At 44.5% G+C, this 20,465-nt stretch carries 13 protein-coding genes and 1 pseudogene; 5 read left to right on the top strand and 9 right to left on the bottom strand.

Annotation, left to right across the window (positions count from 1 at the left end):
• Nucleotides 1-889: ISAon1 family transposase (locus tag QVP90_RS05430; RefSeq protein ID WP_288203966.1), on the top strand; the 889-nt coding region annotated here is incomplete at its 5' end.
• A gap of 254 nt (nucleotides 890-1,143) precedes the next feature.
• Here the strand turns inward: QVP90_RS05430 and QVP90_RS05435 are convergent.
• The 4 genes and pseudogenes from QVP90_RS05435 to QVP90_RS05450 form a co-directional block, all read right to left on the bottom strand.
• Nucleotides 1,144-2,319 (bottom strand): annotated as a pseudogene (locus QVP90_RS05435) (glycoside hydrolase family 36 N-terminal domain-containing protein); the annotation flags it as partial.
• A 413-nt stretch (nucleotides 2,320-2,732) separates the two neighbouring features.
• A complete protein-coding gene (locus tag QVP90_RS05440) occupies nucleotides 2,733-3,161 on the bottom strand; it encodes a SufE family protein (protein WP_005928823.1) in 429 nt (142 codons plus the stop codon).
• A gap of 142 nt (nucleotides 3,162-3,303) precedes the next feature.
• On the bottom strand, nucleotides 3,304-4,305 hold the full coding sequence (locus QVP90_RS05445) for a M20 family metallopeptidase (protein ID WP_264380921.1): 1,002 nt from the start codon (nucleotides 4,303-4,305) through the stop codon (nucleotides 3,304-3,306).
• Nucleotides 4,306-4,378: 73 nt separating this feature from the next.
• Nucleotides 4,379-5,290: a S66 peptidase family protein gene (locus tag QVP90_RS05450; protein WP_021935873.1), complete on the bottom strand. Its 912-nt coding sequence runs from the start codon at nucleotides 5,288-5,290 to the stop codon at nucleotides 4,379-4,381.
• Between the two features lie 165 nt (nucleotides 5,291-5,455).
• Here QVP90_RS05450 and QVP90_RS05455 point away from each other — a divergent pair, with 165 nt between their 5' ends.
• The 4 genes from QVP90_RS05455 (at nucleotide 5,456) to QVP90_RS05470 (ending at nucleotide 10,315) form a co-directional block, all read left to right on the top strand.
• Nucleotides 5,456-6,364: a phosphate acyltransferase gene (locus QVP90_RS05455; protein WP_005928831.1), complete on the top strand. Its 909-nt coding sequence runs from the start codon at nucleotides 5,456-5,458 to the stop codon at nucleotides 6,362-6,364.
• A gap of 7 nt (nucleotides 6,365-6,371) precedes the next feature.
• Nucleotides 6,372-7,433, top strand: a complete 1,062-nt coding sequence (gene buk, locus QVP90_RS05460; RefSeq protein WP_007479938.1) for a butyrate kinase — start codon at nucleotides 6,372-6,374, stop codon at nucleotides 7,431-7,433.
• Nucleotides 7,434-7,505: 72 nt separating this feature from the next.
• A complete protein-coding gene (locus tag QVP90_RS05465) occupies nucleotides 7,506-8,078 on the top strand; it encodes a DNA-3-methyladenine glycosylase I (protein ID WP_021935874.1) in 573 nt (190 codons plus the stop codon).
• 416 nt (nucleotides 8,079-8,494) lie between these two features.
• On the top strand, nucleotides 8,495-10,315 hold the full coding sequence (locus QVP90_RS05470) for a glycoside hydrolase family 2 protein (protein WP_021935875.1): 1,821 nt from the start codon (nucleotides 8,495-8,497) through the stop codon (nucleotides 10,313-10,315).
• Between the two features lie 265 nt (nucleotides 10,316-10,580).
• Here QVP90_RS05470 and QVP90_RS05475 read toward each other — a convergent pair whose 3' ends face one another.
• From QVP90_RS05475 to pnp, 5 genes are all read right to left on the bottom strand, one after another.
• A complete protein-coding gene (locus QVP90_RS05475) occupies nucleotides 10,581-12,188 on the bottom strand; it encodes a SusD/RagB family nutrient-binding outer membrane lipoprotein (RefSeq protein WP_021935876.1) in 1,608 nt (535 codons plus the stop codon).
• A 20-nt stretch (nucleotides 12,189-12,208) separates the two neighbouring features.
• The gene (locus QVP90_RS05480; protein ID WP_021935877.1) at nucleotides 12,209-15,613 is read right to left on the bottom strand and encodes a TonB-dependent receptor; all 3,405 of its coding nucleotides are present in this window, start codon (nucleotides 15,611-15,613) and stop codon (nucleotides 12,209-12,211) included.
• Nucleotides 15,614-15,799: 186 nt separating this feature from the next.
• Entirely contained in the window at nucleotides 15,800-16,732 is a 933-nt protein-coding gene (locus QVP90_RS05485; RefSeq protein ID WP_021935878.1) for a FecR family protein, read from the bottom strand.
• A gap of 102 nt (nucleotides 16,733-16,834) precedes the next feature.
• Nucleotides 16,835-17,395 (bottom strand): RNA polymerase sigma-70 factor, encoded by a 561-nt coding sequence (locus tag QVP90_RS05490; RefSeq protein WP_007479947.1) that lies wholly within the window; start codon nucleotides 17,393-17,395, stop codon nucleotides 16,835-16,837.
• A gap of 141 nt (nucleotides 17,396-17,536) precedes the next feature.
• A complete protein-coding gene (gene pnp / locus QVP90_RS05495) occupies nucleotides 17,537-19,663 on the bottom strand; it encodes a polyribonucleotide nucleotidyltransferase (protein WP_264380920.1) in 2,127 nt (708 codons plus the stop codon).
• Between the last annotated feature and the right edge of the window lie 802 nt (nucleotides 19,664-20,465).

A 20,465-nucleotide genomic window follows, 5' to 3' on the forward strand; every position in this document is an offset into this window, starting at 1 on the left:
TTATCTCCATTGGGACCAACTTGTTCATGCAGAGGATTGGCTACTATTCGAAAAGAATATCGGTGCTTATATCTGTATTGATGAAGTAGCCCTCTCGCGTGGAGAACTCTATACTGTACTGACCAATAAAGAAGCTCACGGTGGTAAAGGTAGTATGATTGCTATCATTAAAGGTACGGACGTTCATACGGTCACTTCTGTCCTGCTTAAGCTATCCCGTCGCCGCCGTTACCAAGTGCGCGAGATTACTTTGGATATGGCTCCTAACATGGAGCAGATTGCACGCATCTGCTTTCCTGCGGCCAAACGTGTTACCGATCGCTTTCACGTACAGAAGTTAGCTTATGAAGCGGTGCAAGAGATGCGGGTAAAAGCTCGCTGGGAGGCTTTGGATGAAGAGTCCACTCAGATTGCTTATGCAAAGGCCTGTGGAAAGATGTATCATGCACCTGTTTTCGCTAATGGAGATACAAGAAAGCAGTTGTTAGCGAGAAGTATTTATCTGCTTTACAAGAAGGAATCCTTATGGACTCAGTCTCAAAGAATACGGGCTGAAATTCTTTTCAAGGAATATCCCGATATAAAGAAAGGATATTATCTGTCTATGCGGTTAGGCTTAATCTATCATCAGTGTAAGTTTAAGGATATTGCTTTGACAAGGCTGGCAAGGTGGTATGATGAAGTAGATAAATCAGGGTTCCTCACCTTTGGAAGGGTCGCACGTTCTATACAAACACATTATCTGGATATAATCAATTTTTTTGAAAGGAGGGCAACCAATGCCGCAGCAGAGTCATTCAATGCTAAAATCAAAGCATTTAGAGCACAGTTCAGAGGAGTAAGAGATAGAGCTTTTTTCTTATATAGACTTGCTAAATTATATGCTTAAATATAAAATCCCTCAGATTGTTACGTTGACCCAAAATTGCCATCGCATTCATTTATCTAATTTTCTAAAACAAGGAATCAGAGTTCAACTACTGATTCGCATAATATATTAATTTTCGTAAGACAGAATTTGAATCCAATTAAATTTCGCTTTAAATAGAATCCTATACGGGAACAAAATGGGAACATTCTTGAAAAGAAGAAAAGGATAAATAGTTTATTATCAACTATTTATCCTTTATTCTTGTACCCAGACCCGAACTTGACTCCTTGTTGCTTTGCTTCGGCAGTCAATTTACCGATGCCGTTAGGCAGTTTGTCGGCGGTTTCCGTCCAGTCGCCCAAACCTTGATGATCACTGCTGCGCGGGTATTTATTGGCAAACCATCCGTCATCCAGCAGGAACATGTCTACACCTAAATGTTTGGCTTCGCCGATAAGAGCAACTAATTTATCTTCGTTGAAATCAAAATAAGTAGCTTCCCAGTTGTTGAGCAGCGTCATGCGTGTTTCGTCTCCGGCTTTCACCTGATAGCGGCGCGCCCAGTCGTGGAAATTGCGGCTGGCCTGTCCTTTACCGTTCAAACTATAGGTAAAGTAGAAATCCGGTGTACGGAACACTTCATTCGCCGGCAGGCTGTATTCCGATGCATAAGGGTTGATACCACTGATAACGCGCAGATGATTCTGATGATCTACTTCGAAAGTAAAACGGAAGTTACCGGTCCATCCTAAAGTACCTACCAATACCTCACCGGCATTTTCTTCCGATGGATTATCCAGCGATACCTGGAAGAAAGGGGATACGAACATGTTGGCGCGTGCACCTAATTTGGTGTCGATTACTTTTTTACCGTAGGCCAGTTCGCGTTCGGTGACATTGGCTTCGTGTGACCAGTCACCGCTAAATTCCGTCAGGAAGTATTTATTGCGGTTCAGATGCAACATGGATGAAGCATACTTCTGCAAGCTGACCGGTTTTTTTTCTTTGTGGCTGATTTCGCTGAATGTCTTGATGATGTTTTCGGCGGGATAGGCCACATAATGCAGTTTGACGGTGATCGGATACTGGTCGTCATTCAGAGTGATGACCGTTTCGGTAGCACCGTCTGCCAATTTTTGGCTGCTATGTGAGGTGTATTTCAGCAATGTCGAAGGATTGCCGTCATTGTGTACGATGTGCAGGGCCGGTTCATAATAATCTTCCAGACCGTGTGTCAGATAACCCTCTGTACCTTGGGGCAGATGACGGATGTCGGCTTCGTTGTGAAGTCGTTTCCCCAGATAGGATTGATAGAGCCGGCCGTTATCTCCTACGCGGAAAATAAGGCTGGTAGTTGCCGTCTCGATTTTTATTACTGGGTTATCTGCGGCATGGATGATGCCGGAGAGGCAGAGAAGTCCTGCCAGTAAAATCGCTTTTAATTTCATGGTATAAATACTATTTAGTTTGTAAATGAATTCTGCTGTTTTATTCATATTGCAAAGTAATCGGGTTTTTCTGCACAGGGAAATAGAGAAAAATACTTTGAATATGGATTATTTTGCTTTATTCATGTTATTCCGGAAAAACAGACAGGTATACAGTACGCCCCGGATAAGGCAAAGTTAGCCGTTTTGGAAGTTTTATACTGTTGTAAATTTGGCAATAAATGAGACTTTTGTAGCAATAATGCTGCATGGAAAGCACGTGGAGAGGGATTTTCTACATGTGAGCTATATTTTGCGTCATTTGTTAGATGAATGATCCGGCATAAAAAATGCACAGAGGTCACAGAGTTTACCATCTTTTGATTGTAACTCTGTGACCTCTGCACATTTCTGACGGGCGGACGGACCGGATCTTATTCTTTACTCTCTTTGGCTTTGAATGCCAATGCATAGAGTCGCATTTGTTTTACCATCGAAAGCAATCCGTTGCTCCGGGTAGGAGACAGGTGCTCTTTCAATCCTATTTTGTCTATAAAGTAAAGGTCGGCATTCAGAATCTCGTCCGGAGTATGCCCCGAAACGACTTTAATCAGTAGGGCTATGATGCCTTTTACGATCAGCGCATCGCTTTCGGCTTTGAATATAACTTTTCCGTCCACCTCATCCGCCTGCAACCACACGCGGCTTTGGCAACCTTCAATGAGGTTTTGCTCCGTTTTATATTTCTCATCGAGCGCTTCTTGCTCGTTTCCTAAGTCGATAAGTAATTGATAGCGGTCCATCCAGTCGTCGAAATCACTGAATTCCGCAATTACTTCGTCTTGTAATTCATTAATTGACATAGTTATAATATTTTGGTGGTCTTTCTTTCAAGAACCTCTCCACAGGAGAGGGGATCAAAGATGCTTTATGATTACCATCCGGTTACAGATCCAACTTTACTCCCTCTCCCACGGAGAGGGTCGGGGAGAGGCTTCCCCTCTCTTATTTCTCGTTGTAAATGACTCCCATCACCGTTTGTCCCACAGCCTTGAGGGTATTCCGGTCAATGTTGTCCATATCATCTTTGATTGTGTGCCATGTAGGATCGAACGAATATTCTCCTTCCGGGTCACAAGGGATGATGTCGATCGTCTTGATTCCGGCAATTTCGTTGATGAACAGGTGGTCGTCTGTAGCACCCCCCATTACTTCATCGATGAAATATTTTCCGTATCCCAGTTCGTTAGCCTTTTTCCAGACTTTCCGGTTGACATCTTTGGCATATTTTTCGGAATAGGCTTCGCGATAGAAAGTAGGTTGCTGGCCGCCTACCATGTCGAGCAATATGCCGAAACGGGCGTTATACCCCGGCACATGCGGATTACGTGCCCAGTATTGTGATCCCAGACACCAGGAGTCCTCCTGATGCTTGCCGCTGGCCTGGTGCGTGCCGTAGTCTTCGGCATCGAGGAAGATGATATCGATACCGAGTTCGGGTTGTTGCTGTTGAATCTGACGGGCTATCTCAAGAAGTACTCCTACACCGCTTGCACCGTCATTGGCTCCTAAGATTGGCGTATAGTGGTTCTTTTTATCCGGATCATTGTCTGCCCAGGGACGGGTATCCCAGTGTGCAAAGAGGGCGATGCGCTTTTTATTTTCCGGCTTATAAGAACCGATAATGTTGCGTGCTTTCAGCAGGGTACCGTCATAGGCGATAAGATCGGCATACTGGTTGGTAACCGTAGCACCGAACCTTTCCAGTTGTCCGGCAAGATAGTTGCCGCAGGCCACATGCCCTTTGCTGTTGGGCACACGCGGTCCGAAATCGACCTGTTCTTTTACATATTGATAGGCACTGTCGGCATCGAACTGAGGTGCCTGTATGGTGGCTACGGTCTCTTTCGTCATTTCGCTTGCTTTATTCTTGTTGCCGCAAGAAGAAAGTGACAGTGTGAAAAGTAATAATAACCCCACTAATGACATGATATAATTCTTTTTCATTTTAAGTAACTGTTGTATTATATCGGCAAAAGTAATGATTTTCACTGTAGTTTGCTTCTGCGGACATGGTTTATTAACAAATGAACTTTAATTCTGTTGCTTTCTTGCCGACATTCAATTCTACTTCCGCTCCGTTGATCAGAGGAAGATTGCGGGTGACGTGCCCTACCGGAAAGTCAAAACAGACCGGATAATCGTACTCTTTTACCAGATCGGCCAGTGCGGCGTATAGCTCTTTCCCTAATGAACGGTCTTCTTCATATTCCGTGAATTGACCGATGATGAGTCCGGAGAGCTTTTCAAGTACCCCTCCTAACTTCAAATTATACATCATACGCTCTATGGCATGCGGGCGTTCGCTGATGTCTTCGATAAACAGAATGCTGCCTTCGGGCGGAATGTCGTAAGGAGTGCCGCGCAGTCCGTAAAATACGGCCATATTCCCCCCTCTCAGAATCCCCCTGGCGGTTTCTTGGCGGTTCAATTTGTGTTTCGGACAGGAGTATTCCGGTAACGTGCCGCTTAGAATATTTTTCAGATGCAGAGAACAGGGATCGTCTTCGGGTTCTACTGTCAGATGCCGTGCCATGGGGGCATGCAAAGAAGCAAAACCGTTGGATTGAATCAGATTGTGCAATGCTGTGATGTCACTGAATCCTATCAGCCATTTGGGGGATTCGCGAAAGAGGGTGAAATCCAGTGCCTGTACGAGGTGTACCGCACCGTATCCGCCACGACTGCAGAAAATGGCCTTTATCTCCGGGTCATTCATCATGCTTTGGAGGTCGCTCAAACGTTGCTTGACGGTTCCGGCATATCTACCGGAAGCACTGCCGGCGTGTTTGCCCATAATCACCTTCAGTCCCCAGGATTCCAATCGCTTTTTCGCTCCTTTCAGAAATGATTTGTCTATCTTGCTCGATGGAGAGACGATGGCGACTTTATCGCCTTCGTGCAAATAAGGGGGAAGAATCAGGCTGTTCATATGTTCGGTTATTTTTGCAAATGTACGTATTCACCGGATTATGACATAAGTTTTTAAAATAATTTTTCTTTCCATGACAAAATGTTATATAAACGCGTTATTTTTCTCCCTTACTATGCTGTATTTCTCAATCATTTTTCTGATATTTGCTAAAAATCTAACGTTATGGAACCTATTAGAACTTTCGATCAGCTGACTTCCCATCTGAAAACACTGAACCGACGCAAGAGAATTGCGGTAGTATGTGCCAATGACGCCAATACGGAATATGCCATAGCCCGTGCTCTTGAAGAAGGAATTGCCGAGTTCCTGATGATTGGTGATTCGGCTATTCTTGAAAAGTATCCGACTCTGAGAAAATATCCGGAATATGTAAAGACGATCCATATGGAAGATTCGGATGAGGCGGCCCGAGAGGCGGTGCGTATTGTCCGTGAAGGCGGTGCGGATATTCTGATGAAAGGTATTATTAATACGGATAATCTGCTTCATGCTATTTTGGACAAGGAAAAAGGGCTGCTACCCAAAGGGAAAGTGCTGACGCATCTTGCGGTCATGCAGATACCTACTTATAATAAACTGCTGTTTTTTTCTGATGCTGCCGTTATTCCGCGACCTACTTTGCAGCAACGTATCGAGATGATCTGGTATGCCATTCATACTTGCCGTTCTTTCGGAATAGAACAGCCGCGCATCTCTCTTATCCATTGCACGGAGAAAGTCAGTGCCAAATTTCCTCATTCCCTGGACTATGTAAATATCGTCGAGTTGGCGGAGGCTGGTGAATTCGGTAATGTAATTATTGACGGTCCGCTGGATGTCCGTACTTCTTGTGAACAGGCAAGCGGTAGCATAAAGGGAATTGTTTCTCCTATCGACGGGCAGGCGGATGTACTGATATTCCCTAATATAGAATCGGGCAATACGTTCTATAAGTCGGTTTCCCTTTTTGCCAATGCCGATATGGCGGGACTGCTGCAAGGTCCTGTTTGTCCGGTTGTATTGCCCTCGCGTAGCGATTCCGGTCTGTCTAAATATTATAGCATGGCGATGGCCTGCCTCACCTGTAAATAAACAACTTATGAAGATTCTTGCTATTAATCCCGGTTCTACCTCGACAAAGATTGCCGTCTATGAAGACGAAACGCCGTTGCTGGTTCGAAACATCCGACATACGGTAGAAGAACTGGCTGTTTTCCCGGAGGTGACCGATCAGTTCGAATTTCGTAAATCACTTGTGCTTACCGAATTGGAGAAGGAGGGCATTCCTTTCCGGTTTGATGCCATTATCGGTCGTGGCGGTTTGGTGAAACCTATTCCCGGCGGGGTGTACGAGGTGAATGAGGCCATGCGGCAGGATACGCTTCATGCCATGCGTACGCATGCCTGTAACTTGGGGTGTCTCATAGCTGATGAGTTGGCTTCCATGCTTCCCGGTTGCCGTGCCTTTATAGCAGATCCCGGTGTAGTGGACGAGATGGATGAGATTCCTCACATTACAGGCTCTCCTCTGATGCCGCGCATCACCATCTGGCATGCGTTGAATCAACGGGCGATTGCTCGTCGGTATGCCCGTGAGCATCATACGAGATACGAAGATCTGAACCTGGTGATTTGCCATCTTGGCGGTGGAATTTCCATCGGTGCGCATGAACATGGCCGTGCCATCGATGTGAATAATGCGCTCGACGGTGAGGGGCCATTCTCACCCGAACGTGCCGGCACGCTTCCGGCAGGACCATTGATCGACCTTTGTTATAGCGGGCGTTTCACAAAGGATGAATTAAAGAAACGCATTTCCGGTCGTGCCGGGCTGACAGCCCATTTGGGTACGACCGATATTCCCGCTATCGTGGCTTCTATCGAAAAGGGAGATCAAAAAGCCGAACTGATATTGAATGCCATGATCTATCAGGTAGCCAAAGGTATCGGTGCGGCGGCTGTTACCCTTTACGGCAAAATCGACGCTATCCTGTTGACTGGCGGAATTACCCATTCCGAGTATGTAGTTTCCCGCCTCACGGCACGCATCTCTTTTCTGGCACCGGTGCATGTATATCCGGGTGAGGATGAGTTGGAGGCTTTGGCACAGAACGCATTGGGAGCTTTGCGGGGAGAATTGCCGGTTGCTGTTTATGAGTAGAATAGTTTGTTGAGCATTTGGTGTGCTGCGGTGAATCCATTATCTTTGAAACGTATTATAAATGTTATGATTATGCAAGATATAATAAACGGACGTTGCGGTTGGTGCGGAACTGACGAACTGTATGTGAAATACCATGATCAAGAGTGGGGGAAATTGGTGACCGACGACAAGACGCTGTTTGAGTTTCTTGTATTGGAGGGTGCGCAAGCCGGATTGAGCTGGATAACGATCCTTAGGAAACGGGAGGGATATCGCAAGGCTTTTTGTAATTTTGATGCCGGGTTGGTGGCACAAATGACCGATGAAGATGTAGAGCGGTTGATGCAGTTTGACGGCATTGTGAAAAACCGTCTGAAAATCAAGTCGACCATCACCAATGCAAGGCTGTTTCTCGGTCTGCAAAAAGAGTTCGGTAGCTTTTATGAATATACATTGCCATTCTTTCCCGACAGGAAACCGATTATCAATACTTTTCGTTCATTGAGTGAGATTCCGGTATCGTCTCCCGAATCCGATGCTATGAGCAAGGATATGAAAAAAAGGGGATTCAAATTCTTCGGGACGACCATTTGCTACGCTCATTTGCAGGCTTCGGGGTTTATCAATGACCATCTGGTGGACTGTTTTTGCCGGAAAGGATAAATCACGATATAACTTTCACAATAACCATGATATACTTATACTATGGTCGAGCACTATGGTAATGAGTTGTTGATGATAGAGTATACTTGACATTAGGATAGTAGATGATGCATGAAAACATCCGGATGTTGTGGTGTACAACATGGGGATGTTCTATTTCAAAACATGGGGATGTTTTACTTGAGAACATGGGGATGTTCTGCTTCTGAAAATATATATTTATCAACAACAGGAAGGTATGTGCTTTGTCGGGAGGAATATATGGGACTGCTCTCCTTAATTTTGTATTTTGATTCTAATTTCTCCTTATAAACCCTCATTTGGCATAATAGAACTATTAAATGGCTTAAATCTTGTATTCAGAAAGAGAACTTCGGGCTATTTTTGTGCAAATTTAAAACTAAAAACATAGCACGATGAAGAAACTTTTATTTTTCTCTTTTTTATTAATCTCTTTTGTGTCCGTATCTTTTGCTCAGTGGAAACCGGCTGGAGACCGTATTAAAACAAAGTGGGCCGATGAGATAAATATAGCTGAAGTGTTACCGGAATATCCTCGGCCGATAATGGTTCGCGATGACTGGAAAAATCTGAACGGTTTGTGGGATTATGCAATTACGGAAGTCGGTAAACCGGGGATACCTACCAGCTTTGACGGACAGATTCTGGTTCCTTTTGCGGTAGAATCTTCTCTTTCGGGAGTAGGAAAAACGGTAGGCGCAAAGAGAGAGCTCTGGTATCGGCGTACATTCAGTGTGCCGCAGGCATGGAAAGAAAAGAGGGTACTGTTGCATTTTGGTGCTGTAGATTGGAAAACAGATGTGTGGGTAAATGATGTGAAGGTTGGTAGCCATACCGGAGGTTTTACTCCGTTTTCTTTCGACATAACGGCAGCGATGAACCGTAAGGGTGATAACAAGCTGGTTGTAAAGGTATGGGATCCGACGGATGACGGCTATCAGCCTCGTGGAAAACAGGTAAACCGCCCGGAAGGTATTTGGTATACACCGGTCACCGGAATATGGCAGACAGTGTGGCTGGAACCCGTGGCCGGTCATTATATCACCAATTTGCGTATTACACCCGATATTGACAGGAATCAGTTATCTGTGAAAGTCTTGACGAATAAAATCGATGCTTCGGATTTGCTGGAAGTGAATGTATTCGACGGAACTCGTCTGGTGGCTACCGGAAAAAGTGTGAATGGAGAAACGGTGGATATTGCCATGCCTGCCGACATGAAATTGTGGAGCCCTTCTTCTCCTTTCCTCTACACGCTGAAAGTGGCATTGAAGAATGGAGGGAAGACTGTGGACGAGGTGGATAGTTATGCTGCCATGCGTAAATTCTCTACCGGACGTGATGCCAACGGGATTGTTCGTCTGGAATTGAACAATGCACCTTTATTCCAGTTTGGTCCCCTCGATCAGGGCTGGTGGCCGGATGGTCTGTATACGGCGCCTGCCGATGAGGCTTTACTGTATGACATTCAGAAAACCAAGGATTTCGGTTATAATATGATCCGTAAACACATCAAGGTGGAGCCGGCACGCTGGTACACCCATTGTGACCGTTTGGGCATTATTGTATGGCAGGACATGCCGAGTGGTGATCGTGGCCCCGAATGGCAGAATCGCAGATATTTTGATGGTACGGAGAATAAGCGTTCGGCAGAGTCGGAGGCTTGTTACCGCAAAGAATGGAAAGAGATCATGGATTGTCTGTATTCGTATCCCTGTATCGGTACATGGGTGCCGTTTAATGAAGCATGGGGGCAGTTTAAAACACCGGAAATCGCCGAGTGGACGAAGCGGTATGATCCTACCCGTCTGGTGAATCCTGCGAGTGGCGGTAATCATTATACTTGTGGCGATATGCTCGATCTGCATAATTATCCGGCTCCTGACATGTATCTCTATGACGGGCAACGGGCCAATGTATTGGGTGAATATGGCGGTATAGGATGGGTTGTGAAAGATCATATCTGGGAACCGAACCGTAACTGGGGCTATGTTCAGTTTAATTCATCGGAAGACGTGACGAATGAATACATTAAATATGCCAATCAACTGTATGACTTGATTGCACGCGGGTTCAGTGCAGCCGTTTATACACAGACTACTGATGTGGAAGTAGAGGTGAACGGGTTGATGACTTATGACAGGAAGGTTATTAAGCTGGACGGGAAGAAGTTGAAGGCTATCAACGAGAAACTTGTAAATTCATTGAATCAATGATGGGGATATCGATTTTTTTATTTGTGAGATGTTCGGGAAGGTTTTAAAAATCGAGTTGCTCTTGCTGCAACATTGCGGTTATAAGAGTGATTTGCTTCGAATCTTTCAAGCGTTTGGATTCTGATTTTTATGAAAATAAGTTGCCGGCAGTCTTAAAATACGAAGGAGTAAAATCTCACGATCTTACTCCTTCCAATCTTCTCCTTACAACACTAAACTAATACGGAGAAAACACCATTAATCAAAGTCTTTATGTTTGGGCTTTTTAGAAGTTATTTTTGCCTGCATCCCACCATAAACGGGTACCGCCATGATCCGGACCTCCGAGAGCTTTCTTTAGGAGATCGTATTGTACGGGATCTTTATCTGCGTCATCCGTAGAGAAAGGCAGACGGCGTATCATATCATTCGTATCGATGGTGCCGCCACTGTTGTTTGTTTGTACCTTAAATAGTTTAGGATAACCGGTACGGCGTTGTTCACTCCATGCTTCGTAACTTTCGGGCCAGCAAGCCAGCCATTTCTGAGTAATGATTTGCTCTAATTGTCCTTCTTTTCCGGCAGTATCATTCCATTTAGGGGAGATGGTGATAAGAGCTTTCATATCTTTTCCACCACTGGCAGGAACCATTTCTTTATAGTCCGACGGTTTTTTATCGCTTGCCAAATAGTTGGTTGCATCACCCACACCCCATTGGGTAAATGAAGTTTTTATACCTGTTTCATAACAGGTTTTGGGAGTTTCGTTGCTGAACCCACGTAAAGCGGCTTCTGCACGGAGAAACCAGACTTCGGCAGCTGTCATCAGAATAGCCGGAGTCGTTTCGCCGCCGGCCGTATTGAGAGCTGAATATCCACCGTAATAATTAGGATCGCCCTCTTGCATGAATACGCCTTGCGGTATTCCTAACCATTCATTTTCATATCCTTTTAAAGTTGCCTTGTTATACCATTTTTCCCGGCGGGGGTCTTCGTAACCATTGAGCACGGAGGCCATGGTAGCACCCATATACGCTTCGCCCCAGCCGCCGATCGCGATGAGCGGATTGGTATAGCCATGTCCGGAAACTTGGATGATTTCATTGGCGGCTTCAAGTACTCCGTATGGATTTGCCAATGCTTTCTTTGCTTGGATTTCGGCATTTGTTTTATCTACGTTGGATATACGCATGGCCAGGCGGAGACGCAGGGAATTAGCGAACTTGATCCAGTCTTTTATGCTTTTGGCATTCAGCATGTCGTTGGCGTTGAGTGAAAGGTCATCACCTCCGTTTTTCAGATATTTGTCCATAGCATCGATTCCCTTGTCAAGGTCACTGAAGAAAGCGGCATACGCTTCTTGCTGTGTATCTACGGAATTGACTTCACCGTTTCCGAATTTGCTGTACACTACAGGGCCGTAAGTGTCCGAGATGCGGTGCATAAGCTCGACTTTCAGAATTTGGGTCAATCCATAATAGTGAATGGCTTGTTCTACGCCTTCACTGTTCAGCTCGGAAGAGTGGGCTACGGGAAATATGTATTTATAAGTATAATTCCAGGCTGCATTCGTCCATCCGGTATTGATTTTATATACAGAATTTTTGTCATTGAACTTCGAAACCTGATCATGGAAATAACCGGAGAACATATCGTGCTGAAGAGCCTGAGTGATCTGCCAGGGCCAATTGATTCCGTCGCCCCAGTTATACTGAAAGTAAATACCGGATTGAATGATTTCGAGAGGCATTGTGTATTTTTGATAATCGTACTCTTTTACTTCGTCATTGAAGGCGCCTTTTATTTCATTGTCCGATTCGAAATTATCGGTACATCCGGAAAAACCGATCAAACTTCCTATGAGTAATGCTGCAATATATTTATATCTTTTCATAATGATCTGTGGATAAAGGGTTAAAATGTAAATTTCACGTTGAAACCGATGTTACGGGTGGTGGGCATACCAAAGACATCGATGCCTTGATTGTTGTTTCCTACCGACAGGGTGGCATCCGGGTCGAACGGTGCATCTTTGTAGAAGAAGAACAAGTTGCGGGCTACCAATGAGAGATCGATGCCTTTAAATACTTTTGTCTTTGCCAATAATGACTGCGGAAACGAATAGCCGAGCGATAATTCGCGTAAACGGATATTGGTTGCATCATACATATAGTATTCGGAAATACCGTTACGACCACCTGTTGTACCGTAGAATCCTTTGACGTTCTCGAATCTCTGGCCTTGATATTCTACGTAGCCGCGATCACGGGCTTCTGCTGTTTCCTTAGTTACCCCGCGCGAATCGAGATCGGCCTGCGTGAGTGACATAACATCCCCTCCGATACGGGCATCGATCAGGAAGTAAAGGCTGAATCCTTTGTAAGTAAAGGTATTGCTCCATCCCAGCATGCAGTCCGGGTTACTGTTACCCAAAAGGTCTTGGTTACCGGTTTTCCCGATTGGAGTGCCATCGGCATTGGTTTGAATGGTACCGTCTGCATTGCGGGCAAATGCGTTTCCATAGATGTCACCCAGCTTGCCGCCTTCCTTGATGCGCATTTGGTAAGCCATGGAGAAACCTTCCTGTCCATAACTGAATTGGGTATAATCGGGATGAAGGGAGATCACTTCATTGCGATTGGCCGATACATTGATAGCGGTTTTCCAACGGAAATTATCATTCATAAGAGGTGTGGCATCGACTGTCAGTTCGAAACCTTTGTTCCGGATTTTTCCGGCATTGACATAGCGGTATGCAAAAAGCGAACCGGCCGGGTTGGGCATTCTCAACAATTGGTTCTTCGTGTCTGTCTGATACCAGGTGAAGTCGATACCCAGGCGACTGCTGAAGAAGCGCCATTCTGTTCCGAACTCGATGGAATTGCTTATTTCCGGTTTTAAGTCGCCACGCTGCTCGGTATCATTGACTTGGATGGTACCTCCTGCCTGAATGATATCGGCCGGATTGGTGATTCCGATCGGAAGGTCGTTACCTACCTGTGCCCATGAACCTCGGATTTTACTGAAAGAGATCCAATCCGGCATTCTCAGACTTTTGGATAAAATCCAGGTAAGCCCTACTGACGGATAGAAGAATCCGGAGTTCATGCTGTTGGTATGTGCTAAAGTGGAAGACCAATCGTTACGGGCAGTAATGTCCATATAGATTGCTTCGTCCCAACCCAACTGGGCGGTTGCAAATACCGATTGGGTCATTCTTCTGGAATCGATCTCTTGCGTTATGCCCGCCTTTGAAGAGGTCACGACATTGGCTACGGTAAATACGTTCGGACGGTATAGAGAAGCCGTCTTGGAGTCTATCATCAATGAGTTGACTGTGCTGACGTTGATACTTGCACCGATTGCACCGTTTATGGAGAACTTGTCGAATGTCTTGTTGAACATGGCCATTGCATCTCCGTAGAGCAGCAACTGTTGGTTGTCCGACCACACATAGCGTCCGTTCATTTTACCTTCGTATGTTCCTGCAATATTCGGTGAGGTGGATGCATACATTTTGTTTTCAAATTTATCGCTTACGTAGTCTACATTACCACGGGCTTGGATGGTCAGCCATTCCGTAGCTTCCACACTTGCGGTCAGGGCAGCCATGGCACGATAGCGTTTATTGTTGTTTGTAACCCGGTTTTTAATCCAGTAAGGATTCTGATCCCATTCGCTGATAGTACCGTCTTCATTGGTGACATACCAGTTTTGGAGATTCATGTTACGGTCGGTGTCGTATGTCTCGAAGTTGTCCCGGTAGGGAGCCATATCCATACCACGGGGGAAACCGTATACATTTACCAATGGGTTGAGGTAATAACCGCCGGATGACGGGCTGTTCTTGATGGTTTGCGTCATCAGATTGGCATTTCCATCCAGTTTCAAACGTTCGTTGAAGAAGTTTGCCGTTTCGCGCAAAGTAAGATTGTGTTTTTGCAATTTGTTGGAATCGATGATACCTTTGGCGGTAGTGTTCGCATAAGAAAAATAGGTCTGCATCTTTTCGTTTCCCGTCATGATGGATACGGAATTCATAGCAGTGATGCCGTTGTTAAAGAAATTTCCGGCATTATCATAATCGGTGAGAGACGCTTGGTTGCCCCAACTGCTTGTCCCGTTTTCCAGGCGTCCGTAAGAATTTTGAAATTCGGGCAGGCTGATGGCATGATCTACGGTCAGATTGGAAGAATAAGTAATACGTTGCATACCGGCTTTTCCTTTTTTGGTCGTTATCAGAATAACGCCATTGGCAGCTTGTGAGCCGTAGAGGGCAGCTGCGGAGGCTCCTTTTAGTATATTCATACTTTCGATGTCGTCCGGGTTCAGATTGGAAATACCGTCACCGGCATCCCGGTTTACACCGTCGTTCTCGCCACCCATTACGGTAGAAGTCGATTCCGTACTGTTGTTCAGCATGGGTACACCGTCAATGACATACAACGGCTGGTTGTTGCCGGTAGCGAAAGCCGAACGGGCACCACGGATGGCCACTTTTGCCGATCCACCCAAACCGGCGGCACTTTTGGTGATCTGTACACCGGCTGTTTTTCCAGCCAGGGCATTGATCATGTTCGGATCTTTGGCCCGTGTAAGTTCATCGCCGCCGAGCTGCTGGGTAGAGTAAGTCAAAGAAGCTTCTTTTTTCTTGATACCCATTGCCGTAACTACTACGGTTTCGAGGGTGAGCGCTTCTTCTTCCAGCTTTATGTTGAAATTCCTCAACCCGTTTACACTGATTGTTTGTGGCTGATAGCCTACATAGGTGACCACCAGAATGGCGTCGGCAGGAACGTTCAGGCTGAAATTGCCATCTATATCGGTGATTGTACCGTTGGTGGTGCCTTTCTCCAAAATGTTGGCGCCGATTATCGGTTCGCCTTTTGTATCGGTTACTATTCCTTTGATAGCAAGCTTGTTTTGTTGTACGGATGCTGTATCTTCGTTATTTCTGGTAAGAACAATGTTGTGTCCTTCCATGACATAATGGATACCTGTGCCTTCGAACGCTTCATCCAGTATTTCTGATACGGCTTTATTCTCTGCATCGACAGTTACGGTGCGTTTGGTATCCACATTCTGTTTATTGTAAACAAACAGATAATCGGTCTGTGATTCTATTTTGGATAGTAACTCACTTACCGTCAAGCTTGAGCGGGGGATACTGATTTTGGCGCTTTGCGAGTACCCGTTTTCGCTGTAGACCTGGAATGTTACGAACAAAAGAAAGAAAATAGTAATCTTCATAGTAAGTAATATTTGCTTGAATGCTAAACTTTTTGGGCATAAATGCCCTTTCAAAGAAATTTTTCTCATATCTTTGTAATGTGTTAAGTTAATAAATTGATTAAGGTCGATTTTTGACTGTTTCGAATCGGAAAGTATGGGGGTACTTTCCGATTCTCTTTTTTAGAGGATAAATGGATTTTTTATAACTTCATGTGCATTCTGGTTTTTAAAGGGTTAGTACTAAATTAAAGGTTTTATTGAGCTCTTTTTTTCCTATTCTATGGCTATGCTATCTCTTTCTTCGTTGATGTGATAAGTGAATTTATGATCTTTTTGAATCACTCGGAGGATATGTTCGATGCCGTCTTGCTCTTTAAATTTGCCGGTACAATGGTAATCTAATAATTTCGGATTATTGACGGTAATCTTTACATTATAGTATTTTTCCAATTTAGAGAACATGCAGCTCAGAGGGGAGTCGTCGAAACAGTACAGGCCCTCTTTCCATCTCAGATAGTCGTAAGAAGGAAGGATTTTCTTTTGTGCTTTTCCGTTATATAAACCGAAAAATTCTCCTTTTTCCAGGCGGGTGATCGGTTTTTCCCCTTTCAAGGTATAGATGTCGACTATACCCTTTACGAGGGTCGTTTCAAATTCGTTGCTTCCGTTGTAGGCACATACATTAAAACTGGTGCCTACCACACGTACTTTATTCGTTTCGGTATTGACGAAAAAAGGAATCTTTTCGTTCTTGCTAACTTCAAAATAGGCTTCTCCGTCCAGCAGGACGTTTCTTTCCTGGCGTCCGAAGTTACTGGCATAAGTCAGGGTCGATTGAGAGTTCAACCATACCTTGGTTCCGTCTGCCAGTGTGATTTGTGCGCGTTGCCCTGCGGGCACTGCAACTGTTTGCAGTTGGGCGGATTTATTATACCGGTAATCTTTGAACAGAAGGCCGCTGCCGAATAAGATTATCATTACTGCGGCAATACGGGCTGTCCATTGCAGTATTGGCAGGATGCGGGTTTTTCTTTTGAGACGCTCGGATTGTTTTTCTTCGGAGAAGAGGGCGATGTCATAAAGCATACGTTCTTTTTGAAACGCTTTTCTGTTTTCATCGGAGGCGTCTACCCAATCAAGGATTTGCTTTTCTTCTTCGATATTGGCATTCCCTTTAAAATACTTATATAATAGATCTTGGTTCATAAGGTTTTTTGTTTCTGTTATTATAGGGAGAGGTCTTTCTTCCCCCTTCTATAATAATAACAGGTTACCCTAAGGTTACCCTAACGGAAAAAGAATCTTTTTTTAAAAAAGAATAGAGATCAGGTAATCTTTTAGTTCGGTACGTAGTATTTTTAGGGCTTTGGTGATATGGAACTCTACACTTTTGATGGAGATGCCGAGTTTTTCAGCTATCATTTTGTTAGGGGTGTTTTGATAGCGGCTCAATATGAATATATCCCGGCTTTGTTCCGGCATTTTGGTGAGTGCTTTGCGGACTATATGTTGGATCTCTGTGTTGAAGATCGTATCCGGTTCGCAGGCTTCAAGGGTAGATATGCGTAAGTTCAGTTCTCTTTGCCGGTGGGTGTTGATGTCGTCTTCCGCACGCAGACGTACTTGTTCGTGTGCGAGATAGTTTAAGGCCCTGTTTTTGATAATGGTTAGTAATAGCGCTTGTAGATTGGAATCATTTTCCCATTTATCGCGGTTCTCCCAAAGAGCAATCATTGATTCCATCAGTATATCTTCGGCCTCTGTCTTATTTCTGATATAGGAATAAGCGAATGATAGAAACTTGGCCTGGTTCTCTTGAAAGAACCGGGTGAAAGTATCCATGGTATGAAGATGGTTGCTCTGAGACATTAACTGGTTTTAAAGGTTTTTTTCTTTTTCTTATAACAAAGCAACGTATTCTTTTTGAGAAAAACAAATTAATTGGAAAGAAAATGGCTGAATCTGTTGTGATTCAGCCATCTATCTATAAATATAAGAATTGTATTCTGCTTATTTCTTTTCCGGTTTCGGAAGTAATACTTTTCTTGATAGTTTGAATTTTCCTGTCTTAGGATCGATATCCATCAATTTTACATCGATTTCGTCTCCCTCTTTGATACCGGCTTCTTCTACTGTTTCCAGACGTTTCCAGTCGATTTCAGAGATATGCAACAAACCATCTTTGCCCGGCAGGAATTCAACGAATGCACCGTAAGGCATGATCGAACGTACTTTACCTTTATATACTTCTCCGACTTCCGGTACGGCAACAATACCTTTGATCATACGCATTGCGTCGTCAATAGATTTTTTGTTGGTGCCTGCAATCTCGATACGGCCTACACCGTCTACCTCTTCGATGGTGATAGTAGCACCGGTATCCTCTTGCATTCCCTGAATAATCTTTCCGCCCGGGCCGATGATGGCTCCGATGAATTCTTTCGGAATAGTCATGGTCTCGATACGTGGAGCATGGTCTTTCAGTTCGGTACGTGGCTCTTCAATGGTTTCATGTATCTTGCCGAGGATGTGCATACGGCCTTCTTTTGCTTGTTCCAATGCGCGTTCGAGAATGTCAAATGACAAACCGTCTACTTTGATATCCATTTGGGTAGCAGTGATACCGTCTTTGGTTCCGGTAACTTTGAAGTCCATATCTCCCAAGTGGTCCTCGTCACCTAAGATATCCGAAAGTACTGCGTATTTGTCTTCACCGGCATTCTTGATTAATCCCATGGCAATACCGGATACCGGTTTTTTGATCTTCACACCGGCATCCATCAATGCCAGTGTTCCGGCACATACGGTAGCCATAGAAGAAGAACCGTTTGATTCGAGAATATCGGAAACTACACGAACTACGTACGGATAGTTTTCAGGGATCATTCCTTTCAGGGCACGCCATGCTAAATGTCCGTGACCTATTTCACGACGTCCTACACCACGCTGTGCTTTTGCTTCACCTGTTGAGAACGGAGGGAAATTATAGTGCAACAGGAAACGTTCTTTTCCGTGAACCAATACATCGTCTATGATTTTTTCATCCAGTTTGGTGCCTAATGTCACAGAAGTCAGTGATTGAGTTTCACCACGGGTGAAGATAGCAGAACCGTGAGGTCCCGGCAGATAATCGACTTCACACCAGATAGGACGAATTTCGTTTGTCTTACGTCCGTCAAGGCGTTTGCCTTCGTCGAGAATACAACGACGCATCGCCTCTTTTTCTACATCATGGTAATAACGATCGATCAAAGCTCCTTTTTCTGCCAGTTCTTCTTCTGTGAATTGTGCTTTGAATTCATCGCGGATCGCATCGAAAGCATCTTGACGTTCGTGCTTGTTTCTGTTTCCGGAAGCAGCGATGGCATATGATTTCTCATAGCAAGCTTCGCGAACGGCTTTACGAAGATCCTCGTCATTAACTTCGTGATTGTATTCGCGTTTCACTGTTTTACCAACCTCTTGAGCCAACTCTATCTGAGCTTTACAGTGGCCTTTGATTGCTTCGTGGGCAACTTTCATTGCTTCCAGTAATTCTGCTTCTGATACTTCGTGCATTTCACCTTCTACCATCATGATATTTTCATAGGTAGCGGCAACCATGATATCCATATCGGCCTTTTCGAGTTGATCGAAAGTAGGGTTGATCACATAATTACCGTCAATACGTGCTACACGTACTTCTGAGATAGGTCCGTTGAATGGAATATCTGAAACAGCGAGTGCGGCCGAAGCGGCAAGCCCTGCCAATGCATCAGGCATATCGACACCATCGGCAGAGAACAGGATAATATTTACGTAAACTTCTGCGTGATAATTATCGGGGAATAAAGGGCGGAGAGCACGGTCTACCAAACGGCAGGTAAGGATTTCGTAATCAGAAGCTCTTCCTTCTCTTTTGGTAAAGCCACCGGGAAAACGGCCGAATGCTGAAAATTTCTCTTTGTACTCTACCTGAAGCGGCATAAAATCTGTTCCGGGAACTGCATCTTTAGCGGCACAAACAGTAGCAAGCAACATGGTGTTTCCCATGCGAAGCATTACAGAACCGTCTGCCTGTTTTGCCAACTTTCCCGTCTCGAGCGTGATGGTTCTGCCATCTCCTAACTCGATTGTCTTAACAATTGGGTTAATCATAAAAATTGTTTTATCTATATTTTCTTTCAAAATTCCTGCAAAGATATACATTTATCATTCTAATATAGTGGAAATGAGATAAAAAGTTATTGCTTATTTGAATTTTTTATCCAAAAAAGGTGAAGAACGAAGCAAAATGCTTTGACGAGTCTTGAAAAGAAGTATATTTGCAGTTCGAAGTTACGAAAAGAGTGTAATTTATTGGAAATGAGCATTGGGTAATCGCTCATAATAGTAATAGGTTACGAATTAGTTAGTTATCTACTGCATTATTCTTCTGTGCGTTGCGTAACCTTCAAAGAACTCTTCGTATGCAAAAGTAACAATAAAACGGGAGATTTAGAAATGAATCTCCTGATTTTTTCTTCTCACACAAGTTTTTCCGTAAAAGCGATTTTATCCGTCAGCACACCATCGCCCAAAAAGATTTTGAACGAACGTGTGCCGACTGCCGCATAAGCGGAGAAAAGGGCTTTGCCTCACGCCTAAACAATAGTTTAGACTGATGAGACAAGGCCCCTTTCTTTTGTGCTTATGCCAAAGAGGTGCTTTTACGGGGTTTTGACGATTTTTCTTTTTTCGTTGTCCTTTTGAGCCGGAAGCGGAAAGCCGTGTATGACCGCACATTCCATAAATGGAACAAGCCGTCACTCACGGCAGACAAACCGGGAAGAATGATTTTATCCATCCGACCAAACACGTTTGACCAAACAGATAAAAACATACTTCCTTGCCGATGGTTTGCCCGGTTTCACGCTACCGGCTATGTTCTTTTCTGTTGGGGATGTCTTTTTCACGGATT

Origin of the sequence: Bacteroides sp. CAG:189, from assembly GCF_000432295.1 — a bacterium.
Lineage (GTDB): Bacteria > Bacteroidota > Bacteroidia > Bacteroidales > Bacteroidaceae > Bacteroides > Bacteroides salyersiae.

What these genes read in the sequence shown, in the direction of transcription:
- QVP90_RS05440 (WP_005928823.1), bottom strand. Translation starts at nt 3,161, where the DNA reads ATGTCAATTAATGAATTACAAGACGAAGTAATTGCGGAATTCAGTGAT.
- QVP90_RS05445 (WP_264380921.1), bottom strand. Translation starts at nt 4,305, where the DNA reads ATGAAAAAGAATTATATCATGTCATTAGTGGGGTTATTATTACTTTTC.
- QVP90_RS05450 (WP_021935873.1), bottom strand. Translation starts at nt 5,290, where the DNA reads ATGAACAGCCTGATTCTTCCCCCTTATTTGCACGAAGGCGATAAAGTC.
- QVP90_RS05455 (WP_005928831.1), top strand. Translation starts at nt 5,456, where the DNA reads ATGGAACCTATTAGAACTTTCGATCAGCTGACTTCCCATCTGAAAACA.
- buk (WP_007479938.1), top strand. Translation starts at nt 6,372, where the DNA reads ATGAAGATTCTTGCTATTAATCCCGGTTCTACCTCGACAAAGATTGCC.
- QVP90_RS05465 (WP_021935874.1), top strand. Translation starts at nt 7,506, where the DNA reads ATGCAAGATATAATAAACGGACGTTGCGGTTGGTGCGGAACTGACGAA.
- QVP90_RS05470 (WP_021935875.1), top strand. Translation starts at nt 8,495, where the DNA reads ATGAAGAAACTTTTATTTTTCTCTTTTTTATTAATCTCTTTTGTGTCC.
- QVP90_RS05475 (WP_021935876.1), bottom strand. Translation starts at nt 12,188, where the DNA reads ATGAAAAGATATAAATATATTGCAGCATTACTCATAGGAAGTTTGATC.
- QVP90_RS05480 (WP_021935877.1), bottom strand. Translation starts at nt 15,613, where the DNA reads ATGAGAAAAATTTCTTTGAAAGGGCATTTATGCCCAAAAAGTTTAGCA.
- QVP90_RS05485 (WP_021935878.1), bottom strand. Translation starts at nt 16,732, where the DNA reads ATGAACCAAGATCTATTATATAAGTATTTTAAAGGGAATGCCAATATC.
- QVP90_RS05490 (WP_007479947.1), bottom strand. Translation starts at nt 17,395, where the DNA reads ATGTCTCAGAGCAACCATCTTCATACCATGGATACTTTCACCCGGTTC.
- pnp (WP_264380920.1), bottom strand. Translation starts at nt 19,663, where the DNA reads ATGATTAACCCAATTGTTAAGACAATCGAGTTAGGAGATGGCAGAACC.